At 59.3% G+C, this 25,308-nt stretch carries 28 protein-coding genes and 1 pseudogene; 16 read left to right on the forward strand and 13 right to left on the reverse strand.

The features are described 5' to 3' along the window. Positions 1-45: 45 nt before the first annotated feature. Positions 46-624, reverse strand: a complete 579-nt coding sequence (locus tag BTE54_RS02990) for a TetR/AcrR family transcriptional regulator (protein ID WP_065654664.1) — start codon at positions 622-624, stop codon at positions 46-48. A gap of 189 nt (positions 625-813) precedes the next feature. Between BTE54_RS02990 and BTE54_RS02995 the strand changes: the two genes are divergently transcribed. After that, positions 814-1,530, forward strand: a complete 717-nt coding sequence (locus tag BTE54_RS02995) for a 2'-5' RNA ligase family protein (RefSeq protein ID WP_078051372.1) — start codon at positions 814-816, stop codon at positions 1,528-1,530. Between the two features lie 192 nt (positions 1,531-1,722). On the opposite strand, the gene BTE54_RS25035 is transcribed toward BTE54_RS02995, so the two are convergent. Next, positions 1,723-1,890 carry a hypothetical protein gene (locus tag BTE54_RS25035; RefSeq protein WP_003503889.1) on the reverse strand — a complete coding sequence of 56 codons (168 nt, stop codon included), beginning with the start codon at positions 1,888-1,890 and terminating at the stop codon, positions 1,723-1,725. 237 nt (positions 1,891-2,127) lie between these two features. Between BTE54_RS25035 and BTE54_RS03005 the strand changes: the two genes are divergently transcribed. From BTE54_RS03005 to BTE54_RS03015, 3 genes are all read left to right on the forward strand, one after another. Beyond that, on the forward strand, positions 2,128-2,475 hold the full coding sequence (locus tag BTE54_RS03005; protein ID WP_078051373.1) for an ArsC family reductase: 348 nt from the start codon (positions 2,128-2,130) through the stop codon (positions 2,473-2,475). Between the two features lie 12 nt (positions 2,476-2,487). Further along, on the forward strand, positions 2,488-2,964 hold the full coding sequence (gene ybaK / locus BTE54_RS03010) for a Cys-tRNA(Pro) deacylase (RefSeq protein ID WP_078051374.1): 477 nt from the start codon (positions 2,488-2,490) through the stop codon (positions 2,962-2,964). An 88-nt stretch (positions 2,965-3,052) separates the two neighbouring features. After that, positions 3,053-4,291, forward strand: coding sequence for an aminopeptidase (locus tag BTE54_RS03015; RefSeq protein WP_078051375.1), 1,239 nt, complete (start codon positions 3,053-3,055; stop codon positions 4,289-4,291). 6 nt (positions 4,292-4,297) lie between these two features. On the opposite strand, the pseudogene BTE54_RS03020 reads toward BTE54_RS03015, so the two are convergent. Continuing rightward, positions 4,298-5,159 (reverse strand): annotated as a pseudogene (locus BTE54_RS03020) (EamA family transporter). A gap of 81 nt (positions 5,160-5,240) precedes the next feature. Here BTE54_RS03020 and BTE54_RS03025 point away from each other — a divergent pair. From BTE54_RS03025 to BTE54_RS03035, 3 genes are all read left to right on the forward strand, one after another. Then, complete coding sequence (locus BTE54_RS03025) at positions 5,241-5,741, forward strand: MarR family transcriptional regulator (RefSeq protein WP_174024128.1); 501 nt, start codon at positions 5,241-5,243, stop codon at positions 5,739-5,741. 107 nt (positions 5,742-5,848) lie between these two features. Continuing rightward, a complete protein-coding gene (locus BTE54_RS03030; protein WP_078051376.1) occupies positions 5,849-6,556 on the forward strand; it encodes a FadR/GntR family transcriptional regulator in 708 nt (235 codons plus the stop codon). Between the two features lie 48 nt (positions 6,557-6,604). Beyond that, positions 6,605-7,807, forward strand: coding sequence for a mandelate racemase/muconate lactonizing enzyme family protein (locus BTE54_RS03035; RefSeq protein WP_078051377.1), 1,203 nt, complete (start codon positions 6,605-6,607; stop codon positions 7,805-7,807). On the opposite strand, the gene xseA is transcribed toward BTE54_RS03035, so the two are convergent. Next, the gene (xseA, locus tag BTE54_RS03040; protein WP_078051378.1) at positions 7,808-9,406 is read right to left on the reverse strand and encodes an exodeoxyribonuclease VII large subunit; all 1,599 of its coding nucleotides are present in this window, start codon (positions 9,404-9,406) and stop codon (positions 7,808-7,810) included. Between the two features lie 189 nt (positions 9,407-9,595). Between xseA and BTE54_RS03045 the strand changes: the two genes are divergently transcribed. Together BTE54_RS03045 and BTE54_RS03050 are read left to right on the forward strand one after the other, a co-directional pair. Continuing rightward, positions 9,596-9,838, forward strand: a complete 243-nt coding sequence (locus BTE54_RS03045) for a hypothetical protein (RefSeq protein WP_078051379.1) — start codon at positions 9,596-9,598, stop codon at positions 9,836-9,838. Positions 9,839-9,850: 12 nt separating this feature from the next. Beyond that, positions 9,851-10,222, forward strand: coding sequence for a hypothetical protein (locus BTE54_RS03050; RefSeq protein ID WP_078051380.1), 372 nt, complete (start codon positions 9,851-9,853; stop codon positions 10,220-10,222). On the opposite strand, the gene BTE54_RS03055 is transcribed toward BTE54_RS03050, so the two are convergent. Further along, the gene (locus tag BTE54_RS03055; RefSeq protein WP_078051381.1) at positions 10,219-11,202 is read right to left on the reverse strand and encodes a Gfo/Idh/MocA family oxidoreductase; all 984 of its coding nucleotides are present in this window, start codon (positions 11,200-11,202) and stop codon (positions 10,219-10,221) included. The two genes, BTE54_RS03050 and BTE54_RS03055, sit on opposite strands and share 4 nt — an antisense overlap. Positions 11,203-11,382: 180 nt before the next feature. On the opposite strand from BTE54_RS03055, the gene BTE54_RS03060 reads away from it, so the two are divergent. The 4 genes from BTE54_RS03060 to BTE54_RS03075 all read left to right on the forward strand — a co-directional run bounded on the left by BTE54_RS03060 (position 11,383) and on the right by BTE54_RS03075 (position 14,430). After that, positions 11,383-11,943 (forward strand): isochorismatase family protein, encoded by a 561-nt coding sequence (locus BTE54_RS03060; protein ID WP_078051382.1) that lies wholly within the window; start codon positions 11,383-11,385, stop codon positions 11,941-11,943. Further along, entirely contained in the window at positions 11,943-12,926 is a 984-nt protein-coding gene (locus BTE54_RS03065) for a GlxA family transcriptional regulator (RefSeq protein ID WP_078051383.1), read from the forward strand. Before BTE54_RS03060 ends, BTE54_RS03065 begins: the two co-directional genes overlap by 1 nt. Positions 12,927-13,034: 108 nt before the next feature. Next, positions 13,035-13,985, forward strand: a complete 951-nt coding sequence (locus BTE54_RS03070) for an aldo/keto reductase (RefSeq protein WP_078051384.1) — start codon at positions 13,035-13,037, stop codon at positions 13,983-13,985. A gap of 1 nt (position 13,986) precedes the next feature. Beyond that, positions 13,987-14,430, forward strand: coding sequence for a GNAT family N-acetyltransferase (locus tag BTE54_RS03075; RefSeq protein ID WP_078051385.1), 444 nt, complete (start codon positions 13,987-13,989; stop codon positions 14,428-14,430). Here BTE54_RS03075 and BTE54_RS03080 read toward each other — a convergent pair whose 3' ends face one another. After that, the gene (locus BTE54_RS03080; RefSeq protein ID WP_078051386.1) at positions 14,431-15,321 is read right to left on the reverse strand and encodes a LysR family transcriptional regulator; all 891 of its coding nucleotides are present in this window, start codon (positions 15,319-15,321) and stop codon (positions 14,431-14,433) included. Positions 15,322-15,436: 115 nt separating this feature from the next. Between BTE54_RS03080 and BTE54_RS03085 the strand changes: the two genes are divergently transcribed. Next, the gene (locus BTE54_RS03085; RefSeq protein ID WP_078051387.1) at positions 15,437-16,438 is read left to right on the forward strand and encodes an aldo/keto reductase; all 1,002 of its coding nucleotides are present in this window, start codon (positions 15,437-15,439) and stop codon (positions 16,436-16,438) included. A 59-nt stretch (positions 16,439-16,497) separates the two neighbouring features. On the opposite strand, the gene pheT is transcribed toward BTE54_RS03085, so the two are convergent. The 6 genes from pheT to infC form a co-directional block, all read right to left on the reverse strand. Then, on the reverse strand, positions 16,498-18,921 hold the full coding sequence (gene pheT, locus BTE54_RS03090; RefSeq protein WP_078051388.1) for a phenylalanine--tRNA ligase subunit beta: 2,424 nt from the start codon (positions 18,919-18,921) through the stop codon (positions 16,498-16,500). Between the two features lie 24 nt (positions 18,922-18,945). Next, the gene (gene pheS, locus BTE54_RS03095; RefSeq protein ID WP_078051389.1) at positions 18,946-20,028 is read right to left on the reverse strand and encodes a phenylalanine--tRNA ligase subunit alpha; all 1,083 of its coding nucleotides are present in this window, start codon (positions 20,026-20,028) and stop codon (positions 18,946-18,948) included. Then, positions 20,021-20,899: a phosphotransferase gene (locus BTE54_RS03100; RefSeq protein WP_078051390.1), complete on the reverse strand. Its 879-nt coding sequence runs from the start codon at positions 20,897-20,899 to the stop codon at positions 20,021-20,023. The genes pheS and BTE54_RS03100 overlap by 8 nt, the downstream gene beginning before the upstream one ends. 176 nt (positions 20,900-21,075) lie before the next feature. Continuing rightward, positions 21,076-21,480, reverse strand: coding sequence for a 50S ribosomal protein L20 (gene rplT, locus BTE54_RS03105; RefSeq protein ID WP_003493358.1), 405 nt, complete (start codon positions 21,478-21,480; stop codon positions 21,076-21,078). Between the two features lie 40 nt (positions 21,481-21,520). Then, positions 21,521-21,724, reverse strand: a complete 204-nt coding sequence (gene rpmI / locus BTE54_RS03110) for a 50S ribosomal protein L35 (RefSeq protein WP_035264590.1) — start codon at positions 21,722-21,724, stop codon at positions 21,521-21,523. Between the two features lie 189 nt (positions 21,725-21,913). Further along, complete coding sequence (gene infC / locus BTE54_RS03115) at positions 21,914-22,450, reverse strand: translation initiation factor IF-3 (protein WP_078051391.1); 537 nt, start codon at positions 22,448-22,450, stop codon at positions 21,914-21,916. A 187-nt stretch (positions 22,451-22,637) separates the two neighbouring features. Here infC and BTE54_RS03120 point away from each other — a divergent pair, with 187 nt between their 5' ends. Beyond that, on the forward strand, positions 22,638-23,426 hold the full coding sequence (locus BTE54_RS03120; RefSeq protein WP_065654682.1) for an alpha/beta hydrolase: 789 nt from the start codon (positions 22,638-22,640) through the stop codon (positions 23,424-23,426). 118 nt (positions 23,427-23,544) lie between these two features. Further along, the gene (locus tag BTE54_RS03125) at positions 23,545-24,159 is read left to right on the forward strand and encodes a transglutaminase-like cysteine peptidase (RefSeq protein WP_003524508.1); all 615 of its coding nucleotides are present in this window, start codon (positions 23,545-23,547) and stop codon (positions 24,157-24,159) included. Positions 24,160-24,215: 56 nt separating this feature from the next. Here the strand turns inward: BTE54_RS03125 and mbfA are convergent, their stop codons facing one another. Further along, positions 24,216-25,199 carry an iron exporter MbfA gene (gene mbfA / locus BTE54_RS03130; protein WP_078051392.1) on the reverse strand — a complete coding sequence of 328 codons (984 nt, stop codon included), beginning with the start codon at positions 25,197-25,199 and terminating at the stop codon, positions 24,216-24,218. Between the last annotated feature and the right edge of the window lie 109 nt (positions 25,200-25,308).

Consider the following 25,308-nt stretch of genomic DNA (forward strand, 5'->3'; position numbering starts at 1 on the left):
GTGCCGCTCGGGTCATGCATCGAGCTCCCTCGCGAAACTGCAGTTTCAAGCGGCCATGCGCTCCAGCATGGGGCGGGTTATTGCGCCAAAAGTCGTCGCATCACCATGGGCACGGGCGGAAAGCATCGCGCCATGCACGGTAGCCATGAAGATTTCAGCATTGGCTCTGGCGGTTCCGTTCAGCGCGAGGCGCCCCTGGGCAACGCCACGTTCCAGAACGGCGGTGAGCCAGTCGGAGAGACTTCGAAAATGCGTGCGCACTTCAAGAGCGACTGTTTCAGGAAGAACCGGAATTTCACTGGCGAGCAGAGCGCAGACGCAGAAGGGGTGAGTGGCCTCGGCGATACAGCCCTCCCAATAGCCGATATAGGCGCGGAGCTGTTCGAGCGGGTCGGAAATGTTTTGCTCCAGTTCGGCGATACCCGCTTCCGCCTCCTGCCTGTATTGCGCAACCAGTTTTTGGACCAGATCGGACTTGCTGGGAAAGTGATGGTGAATGCTCGCATTGCGAATGCCGACCACGGCGGAAACGTCGGCATAGCTGAAACTGTTGTAGCCGCCCTTTATGATCAGGGAGCGTGCGCAACGGAGGATTTCATCGGCTTTGGTCTGTGGATTTTTCATGAGAACTACCTACCAATTAGTAGGTAGAATGTCAACACCAGGCGGTTTTAACCTGCGGCTGCGAACAGGCGCTACCGGCTATTTCCCGGCATCTGGTAAGCACCCAAGGGTTTTGTTCTTTTTTTGTTCTTTTAATTATTGCCGTTGGTGATAATATCCCGGCCCGGGCAAAGGCCGTGGAGCATCGCTATGGGTTTCGGGTTGGCAGATGAAGGAGGTTTAAGGCAGCTTTTCTTCGAAGGATGGGAGCCGGAGAAAATACGGCATTTCAATCCGCGATTTAGCAGCAAGCTCTTGATCACAGTGAAACCGCCGGCAGCCCTGGCGGAACGAATTTTTGCCGATGCGGCGCGCCATGCCGCAGGGCGGACGAAGCGTGAGGCCTATCCGCCGGAGCTTCTGCATATAACCCTGCTCTGTATCGGAGGTTTCAAGACCGTGCCTCACGGGCTAGTAGAAAGGCTGAAGGCAGCGCTGGGGGAGATCAAGGCTCGGCCCGTTCCGATCACATTCGATGAAACATCGCTTTTCGGCAATCGCAACAGTCTGGCGCTACACAGCTGCCGCGAGATGCAGGAACTTAGGGCTCTGGCGAAAATGGTGCAGCGCGCCCTGCGGAGGGCAAACCTGCCCTATGTCGCCGCATCGTCGTTTACGCCACATCTCACCGTTATCTACGGCTGCGGGAAAATTGAGCCGATGCCGGCTGACAAACCCTATAGCTGGCTTGCGGGGAGCTTCGAACTCGTTTTCAGCCACAATGGCGAAACACGGCATGAACTGCTCGGGCGCTTCGCACTCTCGCCGAAAGCGGAGCGTTATGAACGGCCTGAAAGCCAGCTAAATTTGCCGGAAAAAGTGATCGGACCTTCGAAACGGCTGACACAAAGGGCGTCAGTGCGATAACATGCACCTGAAGCGGCGTAGCGCTCTGATACCGACAATTTTTCCGCACTCTCCATTGAGAACTGTGCGGAGCTTTCTTGTGCGACTCCGACGCTTTTTGCGCCAGCCGCATATCCGCCGCGCCAGCCGAAAACCGATCCGGTTATCGAACGCAAGCGAGGCGATATCGCCTCGCAACGGATGATGACCAGCTTAGAGCTGTACCTTGTCGAAAGCCTTGCCGTCGATGCCGAGGGCTTCGAGATCGGCGCGGGCGGGCTTGCGATGTGCGCGAACAGCGGCCGAAACCGAGAGCGCTGCACCGAGAACGGCGAAAGTTTCACCGAAGAAGTTACGCGATGTCTTTGCAACCTGACGCATTTTTCTCTCCATCTTTGATGCCCAGATAATGGGCATTTACGGCCCGTTCTACAACTCATGATGCAGCAGGGAAGCCATGCAGCTTTGCTCGCGCTCGTTTGGATATCAGCCATTGCGATTTTGCATGGCTTAAGCGGCAGGACGGGGTATATGCGCAGGGCACTTCAGGAGGCGGGTTGAATAAGACGGATATTTTGTTATGCCGGAAGTGCTTTTAGAGACGACGAGGCAGATGGCATGACGGTCACGATTTACGGCATCAAGAACTGCGACACGATGAAGAAGGCCAGAAGCTGGCTGGAAGCCAATGGTGTCGACTATTCTTTCCATGACTACAAGGCGGCCGGCATCGATCGTGCCCATCTGGAAACATGGTGCGATGCCGCGGGCTGGGAAACGGTTCTCAACCGGGCCGGCACCACCTTCAAGAAACTCGATGACGGCCAGAAGGCCGATCTCACCCATGAGAAGGCCATCGGGCTGATGCTGGAACAGCCCTCCATGATCAAGAGGCCCGTGCTGGAAGCGAAGGGCAGGATAACCGTCGGTTTCAAGCCTGAAACCTACCAGACCCTTTTTGCGTGAACGCAGCCCGCCATGTCCAAAACAACCCGCGCCACCCAGATGCTGACCAAGGCCGGCGTTGCCTTCACCACCGTCACCTATGACTACGATCCGAATGCCGATCGCATCGGCCTGCAGGCGGCCGAGGCGATCGGTGAGCCACCGCATCTGGTGCTGAAAACGCTGATGGCGGAGCTGGACGGCAAGCCGGTCTGCGTCGTTGTCCCTTCGGATCGCGAGGTTAGCATGAAGAAACTAGCCGCCGCCTTCGGTGGCAAATCCGCCAGCATGATGAAGCCTGCCTATGCGGAGCGCGCCACCGGTTACCATGTCGGCGGCATCAGCCCTTTTGGGCAGAAGAAACAGGTGCCGACGGCCATCGAGGCCGGGGCCATGACGCATGATTATGTCTACATGAATGGTGGGCAACGCGGCCTGCAGGTGAGGCTTTCGCCCCGCGATGCCCAAAGCGCGCTGAAGGCCATTGCCGCGCCGCTGGTCGCCGATTGAAGCGCGGGATGCGCGCCTGAAAGCATTTGGCTTTCGGAAGGAATGGGCTATGGTCGGCGCCTCCTATTGAAATAGACGAAGGCAGATCATGACCGTTTCCCCCATCGATCCCGTCAAACTCGAAAAACTGGCCGAAGTCGCCGTCAAGGTCGGCCTGCAATTGCAGAAGGATCAGGATCTGGTGATTACCGCACCGCTGGCAGCCCTGCCGCTGGTGCGATTTTTGACCAAACACGCCTATATGGCGGGTGGCGGACTGGTCACCACTTTCTATTCCGACGAAGAAACCACGCTTGCCCGCTATCGCCACGCCAGCGACGCCAATTTCGACCGGGCTTCCGGCTGGCTTTATGAAGGCATGGCGAAGGCCTATGCCAATGGCGCGGCGCGGCTGGCGATTGCCGGCGACAATCCCATGCTGCTGGCCGAACAGGACCCCGCCAAGGTAGCCCGCGCCAACAAGGCCAACTCCACGGCCTACAAGCCGGCGCTGGAGAAGATTTCTAATTTCGACATCAACTGGAACATCATCTCCTATCCGAACCCCTCCTGGGCAAAGCAGGTTTTCCCCGGTCTCGCGGAAGACGAAGCGGTCCGCAAGCTCGCGGACGCCATCTTCGCCGCGTCGCGGGTGGATCTGACCGATCCGGTCGCGGCCTGGGCCGAGCACAATGCCAATCTCGCCAAACGTTCGGCATGGCTGAACGGTGAGCGCTTCTCTGCGCTGCATTTCACCGGCCCCGGCACGGATGTGAAGATCGGTCTCGCCGACGGCCATGAATGGCATGGCGGCGCCTCCACCGCCAAGAATGGCGTGACCTGCAACCCGAATATCCCAACGGAAGAGGTCTTCACCACCCCGCATGCGCTGCGTGTCGACGGTTACGTCTCCAGCACCAAGCCGCTATCGCATCAAGGAACGCTGATTGACGACATCCAGGTGAAGTTCGAAGCCGGCCGCATCGTCGAAGCCAAGGCTTCGAAGGGCGAAGCGGTGCTGAACAAGGTGCTCGACACCGACGAGGGCGCGCGGCGTCTCGGCGAAGTGGCGCTGGTGCCGCATTCCTCGCCGATCTCTGCAAGCGGCATCCTGTTCTACAATACGCTGTTCGATGAAAACGCCTCCTGCCACATTGCGCTCGGCCAATGCTATTCGAAATGCTTCCTCGACGGTGCTTCGCTGTCGCAGGAAGAAATCAAGGCGCAGGGCGGCAACTCAAGCCTGATCCACATTGACTGGATGATCGGCTCCGACAAGGTGGATATTGACGGTGTGAAGCCGGACGGCTCCACGGTTCCGGTGATGCGCAAGGGCGAATGGGCCTGACGACACCTATCTCGGCAACTGGCTGCGCTGACTGAGCCAGATGCTGAAAAGCACCGCAACGAAACCGACGATCTGCGCTGGCGTGAGGCTTTGGCCGAGCGCCAGCCAGCCGAGCAGGGTTGCAACGACCGGGCTTAGGAAGCCGAGCGATGCGGCGGCGGAAGGTTCGATGCGGGCAAGCCCGCGAAACCACAGAAAATAGGTCAGGGCAGCACCGACAAGTCCCAGATAGGCCATGCCGAGAATATTGGCCGCTGTCGGCGTCGGCAGGGCCGGCTCCAGGAAATAGGCGACCGGCAGCAACAGAAGGCCGCCCGCCGTCAATTGCCAGGCGGTGAATGTGAGGTTCGACCGGCGGCCGCCATTTGCGGGTCAACACCGTTCCGAAAGCCATGGAGACGGCACCGGCAAGACCTGCCGCCACACCGATACCATCCAGCGCAGCGCCCGGCGCCAGAACCAGAAGCGCGACGCCGACAATGCCCAGAAAACCGGCCGCGATGGCCAGCGGCCGGACGGGTGCGGCGAGAAACAGCCGGGAAAGGCCAATCACGATCAGGGGCTGGACCGCACCCACCGTTGCCGCCACGCCGCCCGGCAGCCGATAGGCCGACACAAAAAGCATCGCCCAGAAGAACGAGAAATTCAGCGCCCCGAGAATGAAGCTGCGCGGCCACCAGATACCGTGCGGCAGCTTTCTTACAAAAAGCAGCAAAAGCACGCCGGCCGGGAATGCGCGCAGCATCGCGACATGAAAGGGATAGCCGTGCGGCAAAAATTCGGTCGTCACGAAATAGGTGGTTCCCCAGATGGCGGGGGCAAGGGCGGTCACCACCACATCGGCGGCATAGGTCGGATTTTTCTTCATTTCAAGAATCTCTATATCAAGATAAATGCAATCTAGCCGATTTTATCTTGACGTCAAGACATCAATTGTTATGCCTTGGTGATGAGCAAAGAACCGTTGGACCATGTCGATCACATTCTGGCGCAATGGCGCAGGGAGCGGCCCGATCTCGATGTCGGTCCCATGGGGCTGCTCGGGCGCCTGAACCGGCTCGCCACCCATCTCGGCCGGGAGGTGGAGGCGGTGCTGCTGAAGCACGGGCTCTCCTCGTCCGCTTTCGATGTGCTGGCGACATTGCGGCGCTCCGGCTCACCCTACAGGCTCTCCCCCGGCGATCTTTTGGCCATGACGATGGTGAGTTCCGGCACCATGACCAACCGGATCGACCAGCTCGAGAAAGCCGGGTTGGTGGAGCGTATCCATAACCCGAACGACCGGCGCAGCGTCCTGATATCGTTGACGGAACGAGGATTTGCCATTGTCGAGGAAGCGGCAGGCGCTCACGTCGAAAACCAGCACCGCCTGGTCGCCGGTCTCAGCGAAGAAGAGCGTGCGACGCTGAACCGGCTGCTGAAACGGTTTTTGCGGGATTTCGAAGAATAGGCTTTTCGGCCCGACAAACACACAATGGCTCCGGGATGGCGCTTGTTTCGCTCCAAAAAATCCTGTAAGCAATTTTCCATAAACCTGTACTACAGGTTGGAGGAAAAATGTTAACTGCCATTTCGCATGAGTCCGGTCTCGTCAGCAGCACGATCGGCGCTATCACCCGCCATATCCGCGAAAACGAACTTGCACCGGGAGCAAAGCTCCCCAGCGAGCTTTCGCTCTCGCAGCAGCTAGGTGTCTCCCGCACCGTCGTTCGCGAGGCTTTCCGGTCCCTCTCGGCCATGCGGTTGATCGACGTGAGTGCCGGCAAGCGCGCGACGGTGGCGACGCTGGATCACGGTGCAATGTCCTTGATGTTCGAACATGGCATTCACACCGAACAGATCAACATCCAGCAGATTTACGACGTGCGCCGCACGATCGAAGTCAGAACCGTGACGCTCGCGGCACTGAGGCGAACGGATGCGGAAGCGCTCACCATTCTCGACCATGCCAACAATATGGAGCGGGATTTCGGTGACAATGACAAGGTCATGGAACACGACCTTGCTTTTCACCTCGCCGTTGCCCGAGCCTCGAAGAACCCGGTTTTCGAACTCATTCTCGGCGCCTTTCAAAACGTGACGCGTCAGACATGGCCGATCGGATGGAAGAGCCGAACATCCGACGCGCAGCGTCATGCAGCCGGGGAACTTCATATCGCCATCGGGCAGGCCATTGCCGCCGGTGACCCGCAAACGGCCTCAACGCTGATGGCGCGGCATTTCGATGAAAGCGTGCATGCGCTTCTGGCCGCCGGCATAGCCTGATTTTTTTCAACGAAATCCCAGACGAAAATCTCTGGAGGAGACACTTTCATGAAAATCACGAAACTCGAGACCGTTCGTGTGGCGGAACGGGCAAACCTGCTCTGGGTTCTGGTCCACACCGATGAGGGCATTACCGGGCTTGGCGAAACCTTTTATGGCGCCGAGACGGTGGAGACCTATGTTCACGAATATATAGCCCCCCGCGTGATCGGCCGCGACCCGCTGCAGATCGACCTTCTGGCGCAAGACCTCGTCGGTTATCTCGGCTTCCGTTCATCGGGCGCGGAAGTGCGCGGCAACTCCGCTTTCGATATCGCGCTGTGGGATATTTTCGGCAAGGCCACAAACCAGCCCATCGCCCAGCTGCTCGGCGGTTTCAGCCGTAAGGAAATCCGCACCTACAACACCTGCGCGGGCACCGAATATATCAAGAAGGCGACCGGGCAGCAGACCGCCAATTATGGCCTTTCCGGCGGCAAGGATTATGACGACCTGAACGGCTTCCTGCACCGGGCGGACGAGCTTGCCCATTCGCTGCTGGAAGACGGCATCACGGCCATGAAGATCTGGCCGTTCGATGCGGCGGCAGAAAAGACGCGCGGGCAATATATTTCGATGCCGGACCTGAAGAGTGCGCTCGAGCCTTTCGAGAAAATTCGCAAGGCAGTGGGTGACAAGATGGATATCATGGTGGAGTTTCACTCCATGTGGCAGCTTCTGCCCGCCATGCAGATCGCCAAGGCGCTCACTCCCTACCAGACGTTCTGGCATGAAGACCCGATCAAGATGGACAGTCTTTCCAGCCTGGCGCGTTATGCCGCCGTTTCGCCTGCACCCATTTCCGCCTCGGAAACGCTCGGTTCACGCTGGGCCTTCCGCGATCTGCTGGAGACAGGTGCTGCCGGTGTGGTGATGCTGGACATCAGCTGGTGCGGCGGGCTTTCGGAGGCGCGCAAGATCGCTTCGATGGCGGAAGCCTGGCATCTGCCAGTCGCCCCGCATGATTGCACCGGGCCGGTGGTGCTCTGCGCCTCCACCCATCTGTCGCTCAACGCGCCGAACGCGCTGGTGCAGGAAAGCGTGCGCGCCTTCTACAAGACCTGGTATCGCGATCTCGTCACCGCATTGCCTGAGGTGAAGAATGGCATGATCACCGTGCCGCCGGGCGCCGGCCTTGGCATGGAACTTCATCCCGATATCGAAAAGACCTTCACCGTCAGCCGCCGTTTTTCGGATGCGGCATCGATCTGATCAGAACAAGCTGCCCTGATTGCCCGGATCGGAAGAAGCCGGTTTGGCCGGCTTCTTTTTGGGCACTACAGGGTTATCAGGGGATGGCATCCCCTCCCCCGTCGTGATGGCCGAGACGCGGCCATCGGCAAATTCCATCGAGACCACAGCACCTGAAGCGACAGCGGCAGCGCGGGTCAGCGGCCGGTTTTCTTCATCGCGGATCACGGCATAACCGCGTTTCAGCACGTTTTTATAAGACAGCGATTGCAGGATGCGGTCATGGGCGGCAAGGCCTGCGCGGCTCTGCGCCATGCGGTGCAATACGGCTGTATCGGCCCGGCGCGCGCCGGTGACGACCCGCTCCTTCTGCCGCTCCACTTGGCCGAGCAGCCGGGCGGGAAGCGAACGCAGCGCGGAATCGAAGGCATCGACACGGCCTTTTCCTTGCAGCAGACGGCGCTCCACCAGGGTTTCGGCCCGGTGCATGCGCTCGGTAATCCGTTGCCTGTGCTGTTTGAGACCATTCAGCAAGGTTTCCGGCCTGAGACCCGAGGCGGATCGCTCAAAGGCGCGGCGCTTGTTCAGCGTGGTCAATTCCAGTCCACGCCCGAGACCGCTCGCGGCCTCGTCGAAACGGCGGCGCGGCAGGGCCAAAAGCTGATCGAGCGACGGCAGCGCGCGCACCAGCGCCCGCACACCCTGACGGCGATTGTCCATCTGCCGCGAGACCGAGCCTGAAAGACGCGCGGCAAGGCCGGAGAGCTGCGCTTCCAGTTCCGCACGCACCGGCACGGCCATTTCGGCGGCCCCCGTCGGGGTCGGCGCACGCACATCGGCGGCGTAGTCGATCAAGGTCGTATCGGTTTCATGCCCGACGGCGGAAATCAGCGGGATTTCGCTTTCGGCAGCGGCGCGTACGACGATTTCGTCGTTGAAGCTCCAGAGGTCCTCCAGACTGCCGCCGCCGCGCGCGACAATCAGCACATCCGGCCGCGCAATCTCACCGCCGGGCGGAAGCGCATTGAAGCCGCGAATGGCGTTCGCCACTTCTTCGCCCGAACCTTCGCCCTGCACCTTGACCGGCCAGACGACCACATGGACAGGAAATCGATCCGAAATGCGGTGAAGAATATCGCGAATGACAGCGCCCGTGGGCGAAGTAACGACGCCGATGACATGCGGCATGAAGGGCAGTCGGCGCTTGCGGGCCGCATCGAACAGCCCTTCCGCCGCCAGACGCCGGCGGCGATCTTCCAACAGCGCCATTAGCGCGCCGGCGCCGGCAGGCTCGAGGCTTTCTATGACGATCTGATATTTCGACGAGCCGGGAAAAGTTGTGACCTTGCCGGTGGCGATGACTTCCATGCCCTCTTCCGGGCGGAACTTCAGCCGCGAGAAGGTGCCTTTCCAGATCACCGCATCGATACGGGCGCGGTCGTCCTTCAGCGAGAAATAGGCATGTCCTGAAGAATGCGGACCGCGATAGCCGGAAATCTCGCCGCGCACCCGCACCTGCTCGAAAGCCGTCTCCACCGTGCGCTTGATGGAACCCGACAGTTCGGAGACCGAGAACTCGGCAAGATTGCTCAATGCTGCGTGGGAGAAGATATCGCTCATGCCCGTTTGTAACCAAAACCCGTCGATTCGGAAATGCCGGCGCCGGCCAGCCTCATTTTAACGGCGATGAAACCATATCCTCAACTAACGAGTTAGGAAAATGGGGATTGGAGGAGGAAACAAGGGTTCGTTAGGGAAAACGGCGTTACGTCTTGCCCCAGGCCCGGCAACCAAAGAGGAGGCGGCATCATGATTTTTCTTACCGCCACAGCACTCGGCGTAACCGCAGTTGCGCTTCGTTCGGTTTTCAGCATCGTTTTCATCTGCATGATGATTATCGGTGCCTATGGCGTGGCGATTGCACTTTCTTCCACGGCCGTGCCCTTGATGTCGCTGCTTCTGGCGCTCGCCGGTTACAATTTCGGTGTCGTGGGTGTCGTCCTTAGCCTTCTGGTGCTGCAGCGCCCGCGCTCCACCCAGCCAACCCTCTAAAAGCCCACAGTCTTGAGGCGTCCGCACTTTGCGCTGACCGAGATTTGCGGACTGGCCGCTGACCTTGCCGTGACCTGTCTGGTTATTTTCTATCTCGGCGTCGATCCGCTGGCCGCCCGTTTGCCGGGCGCAGCAACGGGGCTTGCAACAAGCTGGCGGCTGAACCGTGCAAATGGTGAGGCGTCAGCCAGGCTGAACAGCTTTCTGATGAATGCCGTCACAGTCACCTCACGTATCGTCAGTGTCGGCCTGTTTGCCCTGCTGCAATGGCGCAATCCTCTCGTCCAGCCGCTCGTCCCACTTGCCTTTTCAGCGCTGGCGGCACTGGCGCTGGCGCTTTACGGTTATTGGCGGCTTCAAAAGCAACGGCAAGATCAGGACTAAACCGTCTCCCAGCCATTCTTTTCCGCCGCCCGGTAGATGGCGTCGATGAAAAGCTGGTTCTTTCTCGAGCTTTCCAGCGTCACGACGTCGCCCTCGCCCTTCGCCGCACGGGCAAAGGCCTCCGCCTCCAGCTTATATTGGCGGCTATCCTGAAACCGGAATATTTGCGACTGGTTATGGGCCTGATTGGTCAGCTCGATCTCTTCCGCACCCCAGCGATTGGCGTTGAAGGGAGATTTGACCTCAATGTACCCCTCAGTGCCATGGAAAACCATCACCTGACGGGCGGCAAGCTGTGTCGCCAGATAAAAACTCAGTTCGAAATCGCCGAAATCGGCCCTGACACTGGAATAGATATCTGTGCCGAATTCCTTATCGCGCTCGACGGTGGCCTGTACGCGCCGGGGCTCCGCGCCGGTAGCGAAGCGCGTCACGATGGTCGGGTAAACGCCGATATCCGGCAAGGCTCCCCCACCCAGTTCGGGAATATTGCGCATATTGCCGGGATCGCGGTTGAAATAGCTGAAAGCGCCCTGAACATGCTTCAGTGTGCCTATCGCGCCGGACGCCAGCAACTCCTTCACCTTCGCCCAGACGGGCGCATAGGTGACCATGAAAGCTTCCGAAATGACAACACGGTTGCGGTCACGCGCGGCGATGAGGGTGTCGATCTCCCCAGCCTTCAATGCAATCGGCTTTTCGCACAGAACATGCTTGCCGGAATCGGCGGCCTTGATGGTCCATTCCACGTGCTGCGAGGTCGGAAGCGGAATATAGACGGCGTCGATCACATCCGAGGCCAGCATCTCCTCATAGGAGCCGAAGGCGTGGGGCACGGAAAAACGATCCGCCACCGCGCGCGCCTTGGCGAGGTCACGGCTGGCGATAGCGCTGACCACGCAGTTCTGCGCATCCTGTATCGCCGGAATGACGTGATCCTGAGCGATTTTCGCCGTTGAGATTATTCCGAAACGCAGCATTCCAATCTCCCGCTCTGCCATCCGCCGGAAACTTACCATCGTCATACGGTCTGGCAAGCCGCACATGCATGACAGAGCAGAGTATGGCTGAATGTGTCCTGTCTTTGTCGGAATGCCTGCTTTTCTCCGATCTGGATAAGAGGAATTATGCTATGCATGAACCCAATGGAGAAACATGAAATGTCCTCTTCTCGTACAGCGCTGCTTGTTATCGACGTTCAGGAGTCCTTTCGGCACGCCCCTTACTTCGAGGAAAGCGAGCTTACCGCCTATCTGGAGAAGCAGCAGGCACTGATCGACGGCGTCAGGGCTGCGGGCATTCCCGTCGTACAAATCTTCCACGTCGATGGCGACAGGGCCTTTTCAAAAGACAGCGGCTATATCCGGGCGCTGGAGGGTGTGCGGATTACCCCTGATGTCACCTTTCACAAAAACCGCCATTCGGCTTTTGCCGGCACCGGCCTCGAAATCTGGCTGACGCAGAAGGGCATCAACCGGCTGATCGTCTCCGGCATCCGCACCGAACAATGCTGCGAAACCACCACCCGGCATGCTTCCGATCTTGGTTACAGCGTCGATTACGTCACCGAAGCGACGCTGACTTTCCCGATGACACATGCTTCCGGCACCGTCTTCAGCCCGGACGATATCCGCAAGCGAACCGAGCTGGTGCTGGCCGGCCGCTTCGCGCGCATCGTGACCGTCGATGATGCACTGGCCACCGTCAAAGAGGCCGCCTGATGGATAAAGGCGGCACGCGCACCATTCCCTTTTATACGCTTGTGCCGCCACATGCGCTGTTGCTCGATATTGCCGGCCCGCTCGAAGTGATCCGTTATGCCAATGGGGAACAGCGGGACATCCATTTCGACTGCCGCTACATTGCTGCGACTGACAAACAGCAATCTTCCATCGGTCTTGCGCTTTCAGGGCTGGAGAACTTGCCTGCGACCCTGCCGGAAAATGCTTTCCTGCTGATCTCCGGCAGCACATCACGCTTCGACAACGATCCGGAGACAGGGCGAGAGCGGCAAGTGCTGGCGGCATGGCTGCGCCGTGTTGTGCGCCCCGATACGACAGTCATTTCCATCTGTTCCGGCGCGCTGCTGGCGGGCGAAGCCGGGCTTTTCGATGGGCGCAACTGCACGACCCATGCCGATTGCCTTGAAGGGCTGCGCCGCATCGCTCCACTGTCCCAGGTGGCCGAAAACCGCCTTTTCGTCGAGGATGGCAACCGCTTCTCGAGTGCCGGTATTTCCACCGGCATCGACCTGATGCTGCATGTGGTTTCCCGGCTGACATCCCCGGCTGTCGCCGCGCGTATTGCCAAAACCATGGTGGTTTATCTCAGGCGCAGCGGCAGCGATCCGCAAATCTCCCCCTGGCTCACCGGCCGTAACCACATCCATCCCGCCATTCACCGGGTTCAGGACCGTGTGATGGCAGAGCCGGCGCAGGACTGGTCGCTGGAGCGGCTGGCCGATATTGCGGCGCTCAGCGAAAGGCATCTGTCGCGCCTGTTTCGCGAGCATACCGGCATCAGCGTCATCGACTACGTCAACCTGATGCGGGTCAATCTCGCCCGCGACATTCTCGCCAACAGTCGCCTGGATATGGAAGCCATTGCCGAACGGGCGGGCTTTGCCTCCGCCCGGCATTTGCGGCGCGTCTGGCAGCAGCATAATCGTTACCCGCCCAGCCATTATCGCGGTTTTCAGGCCTGATAATCTCAAACCCTGCCGCTGCCTGATGAATGCCATCAAAGGAATTGAATGGTTATGCGGATGAGCAGTTGCTACCTTGCCACCAAGACAGCAACAGGAGCATTCCCCGTGGAAAAACGAAGCCTCGGCCGCACCGGCCTCTCCATCGCCCCGATCGTCTTCGGGGGCAACGTGTTCGGCTGGACAGCGGATGAGAAGACTTCCTTTGCCCTGCTCGACGCCTTTTTCGACGCCGGGTTCAACGCCATCGACACGGCGGATGTCTATTCCGCATGGGTGGACGGACATGTGGGCGGCGAGTCCGAGACGATCATCGGCAAATGGCTGAAGCAATCCAGTGTCAGGCGTGAAGATGCGGTGATCGTCACCAAGGTCGGTTTTGACAATCGCGGCCAGAAGACAGGCCTCAGCGCCAAGTGGATCGCGGAGGCCGTGGAAGCGTCGCTGAAGCGGCTGCAAACCGACTACATCGACCTTTACCTCGCCCACAAGCCGGATGCGGATGTGCCGCTGGAGGAAACGCTCGCCGCTTTCGGCAAGCTGAAGGAACAGGGAAAAATCCGCGCCATCGGCTGCTCCAATTATTCCGCAAGCCAGCTTCAGGAGGCGCTGGACACGGCCGCAAAAAACAATCTTCCCCGTTATGACGTGCTGCAGCCGGAGTATAATCTCTATAACCGCAAGTATTTCGAAGGTCCGCTTGCCGAGCTTTGCCAGAAGGAAGAAATCGGCGTCATCAATTATTACAGCCTCGCCGCCGGCTTCCTCACCGGGAAATATCGTGCCAAGGCCGATACGGAAGGCGTCGCCCGCAGCTATCGCGTGGGTGAATATGTCAATACGCGCGGGCTTGCCATTCTGGGCGCCATGGATGCCGTGGCAGTGGAAACCGGGGCCAAACTTGCCGACATCGCACTGGCCTGGCTGTTGCGCAAGAAGGCGATAACCGCGCCGATCGCCAGCGCCACCAGCCTCTCCCAGCTTGAAAGCTTCAAACGCGCCGTCGAGTTAAAGCTGACGGATGAGATGATGACACTGCTCGACAAGGCGGGTGCGTAACATGGAGCTCAGAATTCGCGATGCGCAGCCGGCTGACCGGACGGAATGGCTGCGCCTGTGGAACGACTATCTTGCCTTTTATGATGTCGAACTTGCCGATGAGGTGACCGAGCACACCTGGGCACGCATTCTCGATCCCGCATCCCGTGTTTCCATGCGCCTGGCCATGCTCGGCAACCGCATGGCCGGTTTCGCCATTCACCACTTCCATGATTCCACCTGGGTAAAGACGCCCGACTGCTATCTGGAAGACCTGTTTGTCGATGGCGAAATCCGCGGCAAGGGAACGGGCCGGGCGCTGATGGATGATCTTGTCGCCATCTGCAAGGACAAGGGCTGGTCACGGCTGTACTGGCACACCGGCGAGGACAATCACCGCGCCCAGAAGCTCTACGACAGCTATGTGAAGAGCGACGGCCATATCCGCTATCGCATCAAGTTCTGATCAAATCCTGAAGCGGAAGAAATCCACGAAAGCCCTCAGCGCCGGCCTCATCTGCCGGCGCGAGGGATAATAAATGTAAAAACCGTCGAACGGGGCGCACCAGTCGTCAAGCACGCGGATAAGCCTGCCCGCCCGGATATCGTCTTCAACACGCTGCTCGAAAACGAACGCAAGCCCTGCCCCGTCGATGGCAGCCCGGCGAATAAGGCTCTGGTCCGACAGGATCAGCGGCCCCTGCACATCAACCACCAATGGCTTGCCATTCTTCTCCAGTTCCCAGCGATAGATAAGGCCGCTGGCGAAACGCCGGCGGATACAGCGATGCCGGATGAGATCCCTTGGATCCTGCGGTGGTGGATTTTCTGAGAAATAGGAGGGCGCGCCGACAATCGCGCCGCGCCATGCGCCGCTGGCTTTTACCGCAATCATATCCGCATCGAGGTGCTCGCCAAGCCGCAAACCCGCATCGAAACCTTTCGCGACAATATCCTCGAAACGATCATCCGTTGAGATTTCGAGGGAAATATCAGGATAGAGCCGCAGGAACTCACCCAGCCGGGGCACGATGAGGTCCTCGGCAGCAAGCCGCGGCAGGGTGATGCGCAGGGGGCCGACCGGTCTTCCGCCCTGCTCGGCAAGCGTCTCGATGACCGCATCGATATCGGCAAGTGCCGGACCAAGTGTTTCGAGAAGCCGCCTGCCCTCCTCTGTCGGTGAAACGCTGCGGGTGGTACGATGAAGCAGACGCAAGCCAAGGCTCGCCTCCAGCGACGACACCGCATGGCTGACAGCGGAAGGGGCAATGGCAAGTTCGGCGGCGGCCTTGCGAAAGCTGCGGCCTTCGGCAACGGCGGCAAGAACAGCCAGTTGGGAGAGTTGCACACGGTTCATTGTTCTAAATGATAGAACAACCCACGCGGATTTGCAGCGATTATTTTTGCCGCCATGAGACGCTATTTTCTCATAACGCCCTGATGACGGGCGGTTCCTTTGGAAGGACGAACAGATGAAAAAAAGAACCCTTGGAAACAACCTTTCCGTTTCCGCGCTTGGCCTCGGCTGCATGGGCATGACACACGCCTATAGCCCGACCGGCGATGAGAGCAGCGCAATTGCAACGCTGCACCGCGCCGTCGAACTCGGCGTCACCTTTTTCGATACGGCAGAGGTTTACGGGCCTTACAACAACGAAATCCTTGTCGGCAAGGGTTTGAAGCCCTATCGCGACAGGGTGGTCATCGCCACCAAGTTCGGCTTCAAAATCGACACCAGCAAACCCGCTGGCCAGATGATGGTGGGCACCGACAGCCGCCCGGAAAATGTGCGCGCCGTCGCCGAAGCCTCTCTCAAACGCCTCGGTGTCGATGAGATCGACCTGTTCTATCAGCATCGCGTCGATCCGAATGTGCCGATCGAAGACACGGTAGGCGCTATGGCCGAGCTGGTAAAGCAGGGCAAAGTGAAGCATCTCGGCCTTTCAGAAGCGAGTGCCGAAACGCTTCGCAAAGCGCACGCCGTTCATCCCATTGCGGCAATTCAGAGCGAATATTCGCTGTGGACCCGCGACGTGGAGGAAAACGGCGTGCTGGAAACCTGCCGAGAACTCGGCATCGGCTTCGTCCCCTTCAGCCCGCTCGGGCGCGGTGCCTTGACGGGCGCGCTGAAGTCGCTTGACGGCCTTGCATCCGACGACTTCCGCCGCGGCCTGCCGCGCTTCCAGAGCGGAAACTTCGACGCCAATCTGGCGCTCATCAAGCTTCTGGAGGACATGGCGACTGAGAAGGGTGTGACCGCCGGACAACTGGCGCTGGCCTGGGTGCTGGCACAGGGCGACTTCATCGTTCCTATTCCCGGCACGACAAAAATCGCCAATCTGGAGAAGAATGTTGCCGCGGCGGAGGTATCGCTGACGGCAGAAGAAGCCGCCAGCCTCGGCGCGCTGCTCTCGCCCGCAAAAGTCGCCGGCGCACGTTATCCAGAACAGATGTCACGGATGGCCAACCGATAAAAACAAAAAAGCCGCGGCAATTGCCGCGGCTTTTTTCATTCCGTCAGCTGCTTTCAGACTCAGGCGCGCAGGACGCCGCCCGTCGATTTCTCGACATTGCCGACGATCTTGGCCGTCAGCGCCTCGAAATCCTCGTCCGTCAGCGTCTTGTCGACCGGCTGGATCTGAACTTCGATGGCGACCGACTTGCGGTTTTCGCCGAGCGATGCGCCCTCGAAAATATCGAAGACATTGACGCCGGTGATCAGCTTGCGGTCAGCGCTCGTTGCAGCCTTGATGATGGCGCCCGCCTCTACCGACTTGTCGACCACGAAGGCGAAGTCGCGCTTCACCGCCTGGAAGGGCGAAAGCTCGAGCGCAGGCTTGGTGCGGGTGGCCTTCTTCTTCGGCTCCTGCATGGCGTCGAGATAAATCTCGAAACCGCAATAGGCGCCGGAGACATCCAGTTCGGAGAGCGTCTTCGGATGGAACTCGCCGAAATAGCCGAGCACGACCTTCGGACCCATCTTGATGGTTCCGGAGCGGCCGGGATGATACCAGCCGGGGCCGCCGGCTTCGATCTGCACATTGGCCATGGGCAGGCCGCCAGCTTCCAGCACCGAGAGCGCATCGGCCTTGGCGTCATAGACATCCACGGGCTTGCCGCCGCCCTTCAAAGCATTGGACCACATGCGGCCGCTGCCTGCGAGCGAGGCCGTGCCACGACGAACACCGCCGGCAACGCGGCGTTGCTTATCAGGTGTATCGCCCTCATAGGTGCCGGAAACCTCGAAGATCGCGACGTCACCATAGCCCTTGTCGGCATTGCGCTGTGCGGCAGTCAGCAGGCCGGGCAGCAGCGAGGGCCGCATGTCCGACATATCGGCCGCAATCGGGTTTGCGAGCTTGAGGGCCGGCGAACCACCGCCGAAGAGTTTCGCCTGCGCTTCCGGGATGAAGGACCAGGTGACGGCCTCGAGCATGCCGCGGCTTGCCAGCGCACGGCGCGCGGTGCGGGTGCGGATCTGCAGCGTGGTCAGGATACGGCCGTTGACCGCGCCGAAGCTTTCCAACGGCTCGGGCTTGATGTTGTCGACGCCATGGATGCGCATGACCTCTTCCACCAGATCGGCCTTGCCATCGACATCCGGACGCCAGGACGGCACGGTGACGGAGACGCGCTCGCCCGTTCCCTCGACGCTGAAACCCAGGCCTTTGAGAATGGCGAGGCTCTCTTCCGCCGAGACTTCCAGACCTGTCAGGCGCTTTACTTCCGCGAGCGGGAAATCCACGACCTTGGGCTGATGCCCCTTGTAACCAACGACCTTCGCCTCGCCGGCAATGCCGCCGCACAGTTCGAGAACCAGCTCGGTGGTACGCTCCAGACCCGGAACCATATATTCCGGATCGACGCCACGCTCGAAACGATAACGCGCATCGGTGATGATGCCGAGCGAACGGCCGGTCTTGGCAATGTTGATCGGATCCCAGAGAGCGGATTCGATCAGCACGTCGACAGTATTGTCATCGCAGCCGGAATGTTCGCCGCCCATGACGCCGCCGATGGATTCGAGACCTTTCTCATCGGCGATGACGACATTGTTCGGGCCGAGCTTATATTCACGCTGGTCGAGCGCGAGGATCGTCTCGCCCTCTTTTGCGCGGCGAACCGTGAGATCGCCCTTGACCTTTGCGGCGTCGAAGACGTGCATCGGCCGGCCCTGATCGAAGGTCATGTAGTTGGTGATGTCGACAAGCGCATTGATGGGACGCAGGCCGATTGCCAGCAGGCGCTGCTGCATCCATTTCGGGCTGGGGCCGTTCTTCACGCCACGAACGATGCGCAGCGAAAAGCCGGGGCAAAGCGCCGCATCGTCCAGCTCAAGCTTCACGTCGACCGGGGTTGCGCCTTCGATCTTGAAGGACGGCGCGGGTCTCGTCTTCAGCTTGCCGAGACCGGAAGCGGCGAGATCGCGGGCAATACCGTAGATCGAGGTGCAGTCCGGGCGGTTCGGGGTCAGGTTGATTTCGATGACCGGATCGTCGAGCCCGGCATAGGCGGCGAAAGAGGTGCCGACCGGCGCATCTTCCGGCAGGTCGATGATGCCGTCGTGATCGTCGGAAATGTTCAGCTCCTTTTCGGAGCACATCATGCCGTGGCTTTCCACGCCGCGTATCTTGCCGACGGCAAGGGTGACGTCGATGCCCGGAACATACACGCCCGGACGCGCGAGCGCACCGACGAGGCCGGCGCGTGCATTCGGAGCGCCGCAGACGATCTGCACCGGCTTGCCGTCTCCGGCGTCAACGGAGAGAACCTTCAGGCGGTCAGCTTCCGGGTGCTTCTCGGCGGAGAGCACCTTGGCGATGACGAAAGGCTTGTAGGCCGCCTTGTCGTCAACGTCCTCGACCTCAAGGCCGATTGCCGTCAGCCGCTCGCAAATCTCGTCCAGCGTCGCATCGGTATCGAGATGCTCTTTCAGCCAGGAAAGAGTGAATTTCATGTCTTTGCTCCTTGGCTAACCGGATTAAACGCTCAGACCGCCGAACAGCGTCGGCATGTCGAGCGGGCGGAAGCCGTAATGGGTCATCCAACGGACATCGGCGTTGAAGAAATCACGCAGGTCCGGCATGCCGTATTTCAGCATGGCGATGCGGTCGAGGCCCATGCCCCAGGCAAAGCCCTGATATTCATCCGGGTCCAGCCCGCCAGCACGCAGCACATTGGGGTGCACCATGCCGCAACCGAGGATTTCCATCCAGTCCGTGCCTTCGCCGAACTTCACGATCGGGCCGGAACGGTCGCACTGGATGTCCACCTCGAAGCTCGGCTCCGTGAAGGGGAAGAAGGACGGGCGGAAGCGCATGACGACGCTGTCGACCTCGAAGAAGGTCTTGCAGAATTCTTCCAGAATCCAGCGCAGATTGCCGACATGCGCCTTCTTGTCGATGACAAGGCCTTCGACCTGATGGAACATCGGCGAATGGGTGGCGTCGGAATCCTGGCGATAGGTCTTGCCGGGAATGACGATGCGGATCGGCGGCTTCTGGCTTTCCATGGTGCGGATCTGCACTGGCGAAGTGTGGGTGCGCAGCACCTTGCGCTCGCCCTTTTCATCCGGCTGGAAGAAGAAGGTATCGTGCATCTCGCGGGCCGGATGGCCTTCCGGGAAATTCAGCGCCGTGAAGTTGTAATAGTCGGTTTCGATATCTGGACCTTCGGCGATAGAGAAACCCATATCCGCGAAGATCGCGGTGATTTCATCGACGATCTGGCTGATCGGATGAATGCGGCCGCGCTCGGCCGGAGACTGGCGGACCGGCAGGCTGACATCCACCGTTTCCGCTTTCAGCCGGGCGGCGATGGCAGCGTCCTTCAGCGCGTTCTTGCGCTCGCCGATGAGGTCGGTGATTTCAGTCTTGAGCTGGTTAATCGCGGCGCCGCGGGTCTGGCGCTCTTCCGGCGTCATGCTGCCAAGCGTCTTGAGAAGCTCCGAAACCGAGCCCTTCTTGCCAAGCGCGGAAAGGCGCACGGCTTCGATGGCCGGCTCATCGGCAGCCGTGGCGATCTCCGACATCAATTGCGATTTCAAGGTATCAAGTTCAGTCATCTTTTCCTGCCTTGCCGGTCTTTTTAACAGCGGCTTCGGGGTTCACAGCATTCATGAGATAGTCGGTCGCCATGATAAAGCGTCGCAGATCACTACCCATCCGCACGCGCCCGATCAACCGGGCAACCGGTAAAAAACGCCCCAGAATGCCGGTCAGACGGCACAATTCTTCCAGCGCCCGGGGCGGGGCGTTTTCCCGCCAGCGGGTGAAGGCGGCATCGCAGGTTTTCCGCGCATCGCAGGCGCGGGTCGCGACCTGTAAAAACAGCAGCCAGATATCGCGGGCCTGCGCCGTCTCGAGCGGCATGACTTCCTGCGGGCGCTCCTCGAAATCCATGAAACCGACGCGGCCGTCTTCGAGAAAAAAGTCGCGCACATGCGGGCGCCCATGGCAAAGGCCTGCCGCATGCAATTCGCCGAGTGCCTCGGCAGATTTTACCAGCAGGGCATCATGTTCCGTCGGCGCGGCTGCCTTTATAGCGTCCATGCGCTCGATGATGGTGGGGCCAACGTCGCCCAGCACAACTGCGGTCCGGGAAGAATAGATCACGGGCGGAACCGGAAAACCACTGGCCTTGAAGGCCTGCAGGGTGTCGAGTTCGCGACGCATCAGGCCGGCACCGTCGAGCGGCGGCGAAGGGCGCATGAAGGTGTAAGGAAGCAGCTTTGCGAGAAAGGTCTGCAGCTTTATCCACCAGGACGGCGTTTCCGTGCCCTGGCGCTTGATCCATACTGTCAGTTGCGACAGCTCAACCTTCTGGACCCGCCGCTCACTTTTTAACAAAGCGTGCATGAGAGTGGCAATATCTGCATCATCAAGATGTACTCGAAACCCTTCGGCTGTTTCAGCCTGATTTTCATTAACCAGCATTCTCGTCCACCAGGAGATTTTTCAGGGCAGACGCGCTGGATACTCTATTTTTCCTAAATTTCTAAATTAAAAACTACGATACATTCTCGACCAGGCGGGTGCATCAGCCAAACGCAAAACCCGCGCCGGAGAACCGGCGCGGGTTTCAAATGAACAACAGATTGTCCGCGCCGTAATTACTTTACAGCGGTTTCAAACTCGTTGGCCGTACCAGCATCCTTGAGGTACTCAAGCGCCTTCTTTGCTGCTTCGACGAGCGCGCCGAATGCTGCCGGCTCGTGGATAGCCATGTCGGACAGAACCTTGCGGTCGACTTCGATGCCAGCCTTGTTCAGGCCGTCGATGAAGCGGCCATAGGTCAGGCCGAATTCGCGAACGGCAGCGTTGATACGCTGGATCCACAGAGCGCGGAAGTTGCGCTTGTTGACCTTGCGGTCGCGGTAAGCGTACTGCTTGGAACGATCCACGGCAGCCTTTGCTGCGCGGATGGTGTTCTTGCGGCGGCCGTAGAAGCCCTTGGCTGCCTTGAGTGTCTTGGTGTGCTTGGCGCGGGAAGTTACGCCACGTTTTACGCGTGCCATGTCATGATCTCCTTAAAGTGTCCAAATGTGCGGAAAAGTCTCAGAGACCGTTCGGCAGGTAGTTCTTGACGACCTTCTTGCCGTCAGCGTCGGCGAGAACCATGGTTCCGCGCGCGTCGCGAATGAACTTGTTGGTACGCTTGATCATGCCGTGGCGCTTGCCGGCGGCGGCTGCAACAACCTTGCCGGTTGCGGTGATCTTGAACCGCTTTTTTGCAGCGGACTTCGTCTTCATCTTGGGCATTTTGCTACTCCGTTTTTGTATCGAAACAGGCAGACGAGGCCTATTTCAAGCTATTCAGGAACGGCCTCGGCATGCCCTGCCGGACCGTTCGGACGCGCGCTTATAACCGCAGTCGGCTAAAAGCGCAACGGGGAAAGCAAACTTCCCCTTGCGATGGCGATTCATGCGGCCTTAAAAGGCTGGCGCAAATTATTTCGGGGCGAGAACCATCATCATCTGACGGCCTTCCAGCTTCGGCTCGGCCTCCACCTTGGCAATCGCCTGGGTGTCTTCCTTCACCTGAAGGAGAAGCTTCATGCCGAGTTCCTGGTGGGCCATTTCGCGGCCGCGGAACTTCAGCGTTACCTTCACCTTGTCGCCATCGTCAAAGAAACGGCCCATCGCCTTCATCTTCACGTCATAGTCATGCGTGTCGATGTTGGGGCGCATCTTGATTTCTTTAACTTCGACGATCTTCTGTTTCTTGCGCGCTTCAGCGGCCTTTTTCTGGGTCGAGTACTTCAGCTTGCCGAGATCGAGGATCTTGCATACCGGCGGTTCAGCGTTCGGCGAAATCTCAACGAGATCGAGACCGGCCTCCTCCGCCAGTTTCAAAGCCTGATCCGTCGGCATGCTACCGAGGTTCTGGCCCTCTTCATCAATAAGCTGAACTCTGGGAACCCGAATTTCCCGGTTGGAGCGCGGCCCCTCCTTGACGGGGGCATCGGCTTTGAAAGGTCTGCGAATGGTCGTATTCTCCTGATCTGTTTCTGGATCACGTCAGCAAAAAACAGCTTGTTTGGTACAAGCGGCGGAAATGTCGTTATTGCCGTGGCGAAGTCAATAGCATATCTGCCCGAAAAGATCACCTGTTGTCACGGTTTTTGCAAATACGCCGCCGTTGTTGCACCAAAATCAGGAGAATTGCATATACATGACCGAACAAGCCGCTGAATTCCTGCGCGTAGGCCCCGACAACGACACTCGCGACATCGCTTTCCTTCATCGCCCGGCGGCTTCGGGCGAGAATATGCCGATGCTGGTATGGCTCGGCGGCTATCGTTCCGACATGACCGGAACCAAGGCGGTTGAACTCGATCGCTTCGCCGCTGAAAACGGCCTTGCCTGCCTGCGGCTCGACTATTCCGGCCATGGCGCCTCCGGCGGCGACTTCAGGAAGGGCACGATTTCCCGCTGGCTGGAAGAGGCGCTTGCCGTGGTGCGCGCAAAGGCGCCGTCGCGCGTCGTTCTCATCGGCTCCTCCATGGGCGGATGGATTGCGCTACGCATGGTCGAGGAGCTGCGCAAGGCGGGCAGCGCGCCATCCGTCGCCGGTCTCGTCCTCATTGCGCCAGCGCCGGATTTCACGCAGGAGCTGATAGAGCCCAGCCTTTCGGATGCGGAAAAAACCTCTCTGGCGGAAAAGGGTTATTTCGAGGAACATTCGGAATATAGCCCCGAGCCCAACATCTTCACCCGCGCGCTGATGGAGGACGGGAAGCAGAACCGCGTGCTGCAGGGTATCATCACCACCGGCTGCCCCGTTCACATCCTGCAGGGCATGCGCGACCCGGATGTTCCCTATCAGCATGCACTGAAGCTTATCGAACATCTTCCGTCCGACGACGTCGTGCTGACGCTGATCCGCGACGGCGACCATCGGCTTTCCCGGCCGCAGGATATCGAGCGGATGCTCGCCGCGGTCAAAGCCCTTGCAATATAGGCATTTGCGCAACGCTCTTAACCATATTCGACGAGTCTTGCGCGCCGCCGATTGCTAGCGATTGACTCAAGCCCCCTATCCCTCTTAACTTTTCGTTAAGAATTAAGGGACGGGTTTCATGATGAACGCACCGCTGGCGCGTGCGCTGCTGTTTGCAGTTGCCGCCGGGCTAATGACTGCTGCCTCCGCCACGGCGGAAACCAAGGGAAGCCCTTCCATGGTGACGGGGGGGATTACCTCCCAGCCTATCGGCCATTATGAGTTCTGTCAGAAATATGCCGATGAATGCAATATTCGCAGCAAGGCGACGCCGCCGCCGCGCGTCACGGATTATGGCTGGGATGTCATTCGCGAGGTCAATACGTCCGTCAATACCACCATCGTGGCGATGACCGATCAGGAAATCTACGGCAAGGACGAAGTCTGGGAATATCCGACGACCGCCGGCGACTGCGAAGATTTCGTGCTGCTGAAGCGAAAGAAGCTGGTCGAGCGTGGTTTTTCCGTGGCCGATCTTCTGATCACCGTCGTGCGCAAGCCGGATGGCGAAGGCCATGCCGTGCTGACCCTTCGCACCACCGACGGCGATTATATTCTCGATAACCTCACCGACGACGTGAAGCTGTGGACCGACACCAACTACACCTATCTGAAGCGGCAGGCGTCCTTCAATACGGGCCGTTGGGTCTCCATTGAAGACGGTCGCGACGTGCTGGTCGGCGCATTGCGCTGACGCCTGTGCCAGGTTCGAAGGAATTAAGAGCCCGCTATTGCGGGCTCTTTCTTTTTTTACCCATTGCCGATGATAATGCCGGCCGCAAGCACCAGTGAGCCGCCGAGGACCACCTGAAACACCGCGCGCAGGAACGGCGTTTCCATGAAGCGGTTCTGAATGAAGGCGATGGCCCAGAGTTCCACGAAAACGACGACGGCGGCAATCGCGGTCGCCGTCCAGAAATGCGGAATGAGATAGGGCAATGCGTGGCCGAGGCCGCCTATGGCCGTCATGATGCCCGAGGCCAGGCCCCGCTTTACCGGAGAACCGCGGCCAGAAAGCTTGCCATCATCATGGGCGGCTTCGGTGAAGCCCATGGAAATACCCGCACCAACGGAGGCCGAGAGGCCGATAAGGAAGGTCTGCCAGGTATCCTGCGTGGCAAAGGCGGCCGCGAAAATCGGCGCGAGCGTCGAGACGGAGCCATCCATAAGCCCCGCAAGACCCGGCTGAATATAGGTCAGAAGAAATTGCCGTTTTGCGGTTTCCGCCTCTTCGGTCTTGCCGTTTTCATCGAGGTGTTTTTCTTGCAGCATCTGCGCAATGTCTTCGTGACCCCGCTCCGCCTCGGCCAGATCGCCGAGGAGCTTGCGTGTTGAGGCATCGCTGGTACGCTTGACGGCCTCATCGTAGAAGCGGATCGCCTGCGCTTCCATCAATTCGGCCTGGGCGCGGATTTTTTCGAGCGACAGGTTCTTCACCAGCCAGTCCGGGGTGCGCTCATAGAAACCACGCACATGTTCGCGGCGGATCAGCGGGATGGTTTCTCCGAAGCGGCGGCGATGCATATCGATCAGCACGTTTCGATGCTGCTGCTCGACCTCGGCCATATCCTCGAAGACTTTGGCGGATTGCGGATATTGCGCGCGCAGATGATCGGCATAGGAGCGATAGATGCGGGAATCGTCCTCCTCGGATGAAATGGCGAGCGCGAGGATTTCCTGTTCGCCAAGGGAGGAAAAGGGACGTTTGGACAGGGAAAAAAGACTGCGAAACATGGCTGAGACCTTTTTTAGAATAATTCTAAATACATCCGCATCGCACCGGGATCAAGCCTTCTTAGAATAATTCTAATAAGGCAAAGGGTCGCATTGCGGGCCGCATCGC

Source organism: Agrobacterium sp. YIC 4121, assembly GCF_002008205.1.
GTDB lineage: Bacteria > Pseudomonadota > Alphaproteobacteria > Rhizobiales > Rhizobiaceae > Agrobacterium > Agrobacterium leguminum.

Coding starts and splice junctions, on each gene's coding strand:
- BTE54_RS03125 (WP_003524508.1), top strand. CDS start 23,545: ATGATGAACGCACCGCTGGCGCGTGCGCTGCTGTTTGCAGTTGCCGCC.
- BTE54_RS02995 (WP_078051372.1), top strand. CDS start 814: ATGGGTTTCGGGTTGGCAGATGAAGGAGGTTTAAGGCAGCTTTTCTTC.
- BTE54_RS02990 (WP_065654664.1), bottom strand. CDS start 624: ATGAAAAATCCACAGACCAAAGCCGATGAAATCCTCCGTTGCGCACGC.
- BTE54_RS03045 (WP_078051379.1), top strand. CDS start 9,596: ATGATTTTTCTTACCGCCACAGCACTCGGCGTAACCGCAGTTGCGCTT.
- xseA (WP_078051378.1), bottom strand. CDS start 9,406: ATGAGCGATATCTTCTCCCACGCAGCATTGAGCAATCTTGCCGAGTTC.
- BTE54_RS03005 (WP_078051373.1), top strand. CDS start 2,128: ATGACGGTCACGATTTACGGCATCAAGAACTGCGACACGATGAAGAAG.
- BTE54_RS03035 (WP_078051377.1), top strand. CDS start 6,605: ATGAAAATCACGAAACTCGAGACCGTTCGTGTGGCGGAACGGGCAAAC.
- ybaK (WP_078051374.1), top strand. CDS start 2,488: ATGTCCAAAACAACCCGCGCCACCCAGATGCTGACCAAGGCCGGCGTT.
- BTE54_RS03060 (WP_078051382.1), top strand. CDS start 11,383: ATGTCCTCTTCTCGTACAGCGCTGCTTGTTATCGACGTTCAGGAGTCC.
- BTE54_RS03080 (WP_078051386.1), bottom strand. CDS start 15,321: ATGAACCGTGTGCAACTCTCCCAACTGGCTGTTCTTGCCGCCGTTGCC.
- pheT (WP_078051388.1), bottom strand. CDS start 18,921: ATGAAATTCACTCTTTCCTGGCTGAAAGAGCATCTCGATACCGATGCG.
- rpmI (WP_035264590.1), bottom strand. CDS start 21,724: ATGCCCAAGATGAAGACGAAGTCCGCTGCAAAAAAGCGGTTCAAGATC.
- BTE54_RS03015 (WP_078051375.1), top strand. CDS start 3,053: ATGACCGTTTCCCCCATCGATCCCGTCAAACTCGAAAAACTGGCCGAA.
- pheS (WP_078051389.1), bottom strand. CDS start 20,028: ATGACTGAACTTGATACCTTGAAATCGCAATTGATGTCGGAGATCGCC.
- rplT (WP_003493358.1), bottom strand. CDS start 21,480: ATGGCACGCGTAAAACGTGGCGTAACTTCCCGCGCCAAGCACACCAAG.
- BTE54_RS03025 (WP_174024128.1), top strand. CDS start 5,241: ATGAGCAAAGAACCGTTGGACCATGTCGATCACATTCTGGCGCAATGG.
- BTE54_RS03055 (WP_078051381.1), bottom strand. CDS start 11,202: ATGCTGCGTTTCGGAATAATCTCAACGGCGAAAATCGCTCAGGATCAC.
- BTE54_RS03030 (WP_078051376.1), top strand. CDS start 5,849: ATGTTAACTGCCATTTCGCATGAGTCCGGTCTCGTCAGCAGCACGATC.
- BTE54_RS03075 (WP_078051385.1), top strand. CDS start 13,987: ATGGAGCTCAGAATTCGCGATGCGCAGCCGGCTGACCGGACGGAATGG.
- BTE54_RS03100 (WP_078051390.1), bottom strand. CDS start 20,899: ATGCTGGTTAATGAAAATCAGGCTGAAACAGCCGAAGGGTTTCGAGTA.
- BTE54_RS03120 (WP_065654682.1), top strand. CDS start 22,638: ATGACCGAACAAGCCGCTGAATTCCTGCGCGTAGGCCCCGACAACGAC.
- BTE54_RS03065 (WP_078051383.1), top strand. CDS start 11,943: ATGGATAAAGGCGGCACGCGCACCATTCCCTTTTATACGCTTGTGCCG.
- mbfA (WP_078051392.1), bottom strand. CDS start 25,199: ATGTTTCGCAGTCTTTTTTCCCTGTCCAAACGTCCCTTTTCCTCCCTT.
- BTE54_RS25035 (WP_003503889.1), bottom strand. CDS start 1,890: ATGCGTCAGGTTGCAAAGACATCGCGTAACTTCTTCGGTGAAACTTTC.
- BTE54_RS03085 (WP_078051387.1), top strand. CDS start 15,437: ATGAAAAAAAGAACCCTTGGAAACAACCTTTCCGTTTCCGCGCTTGGC.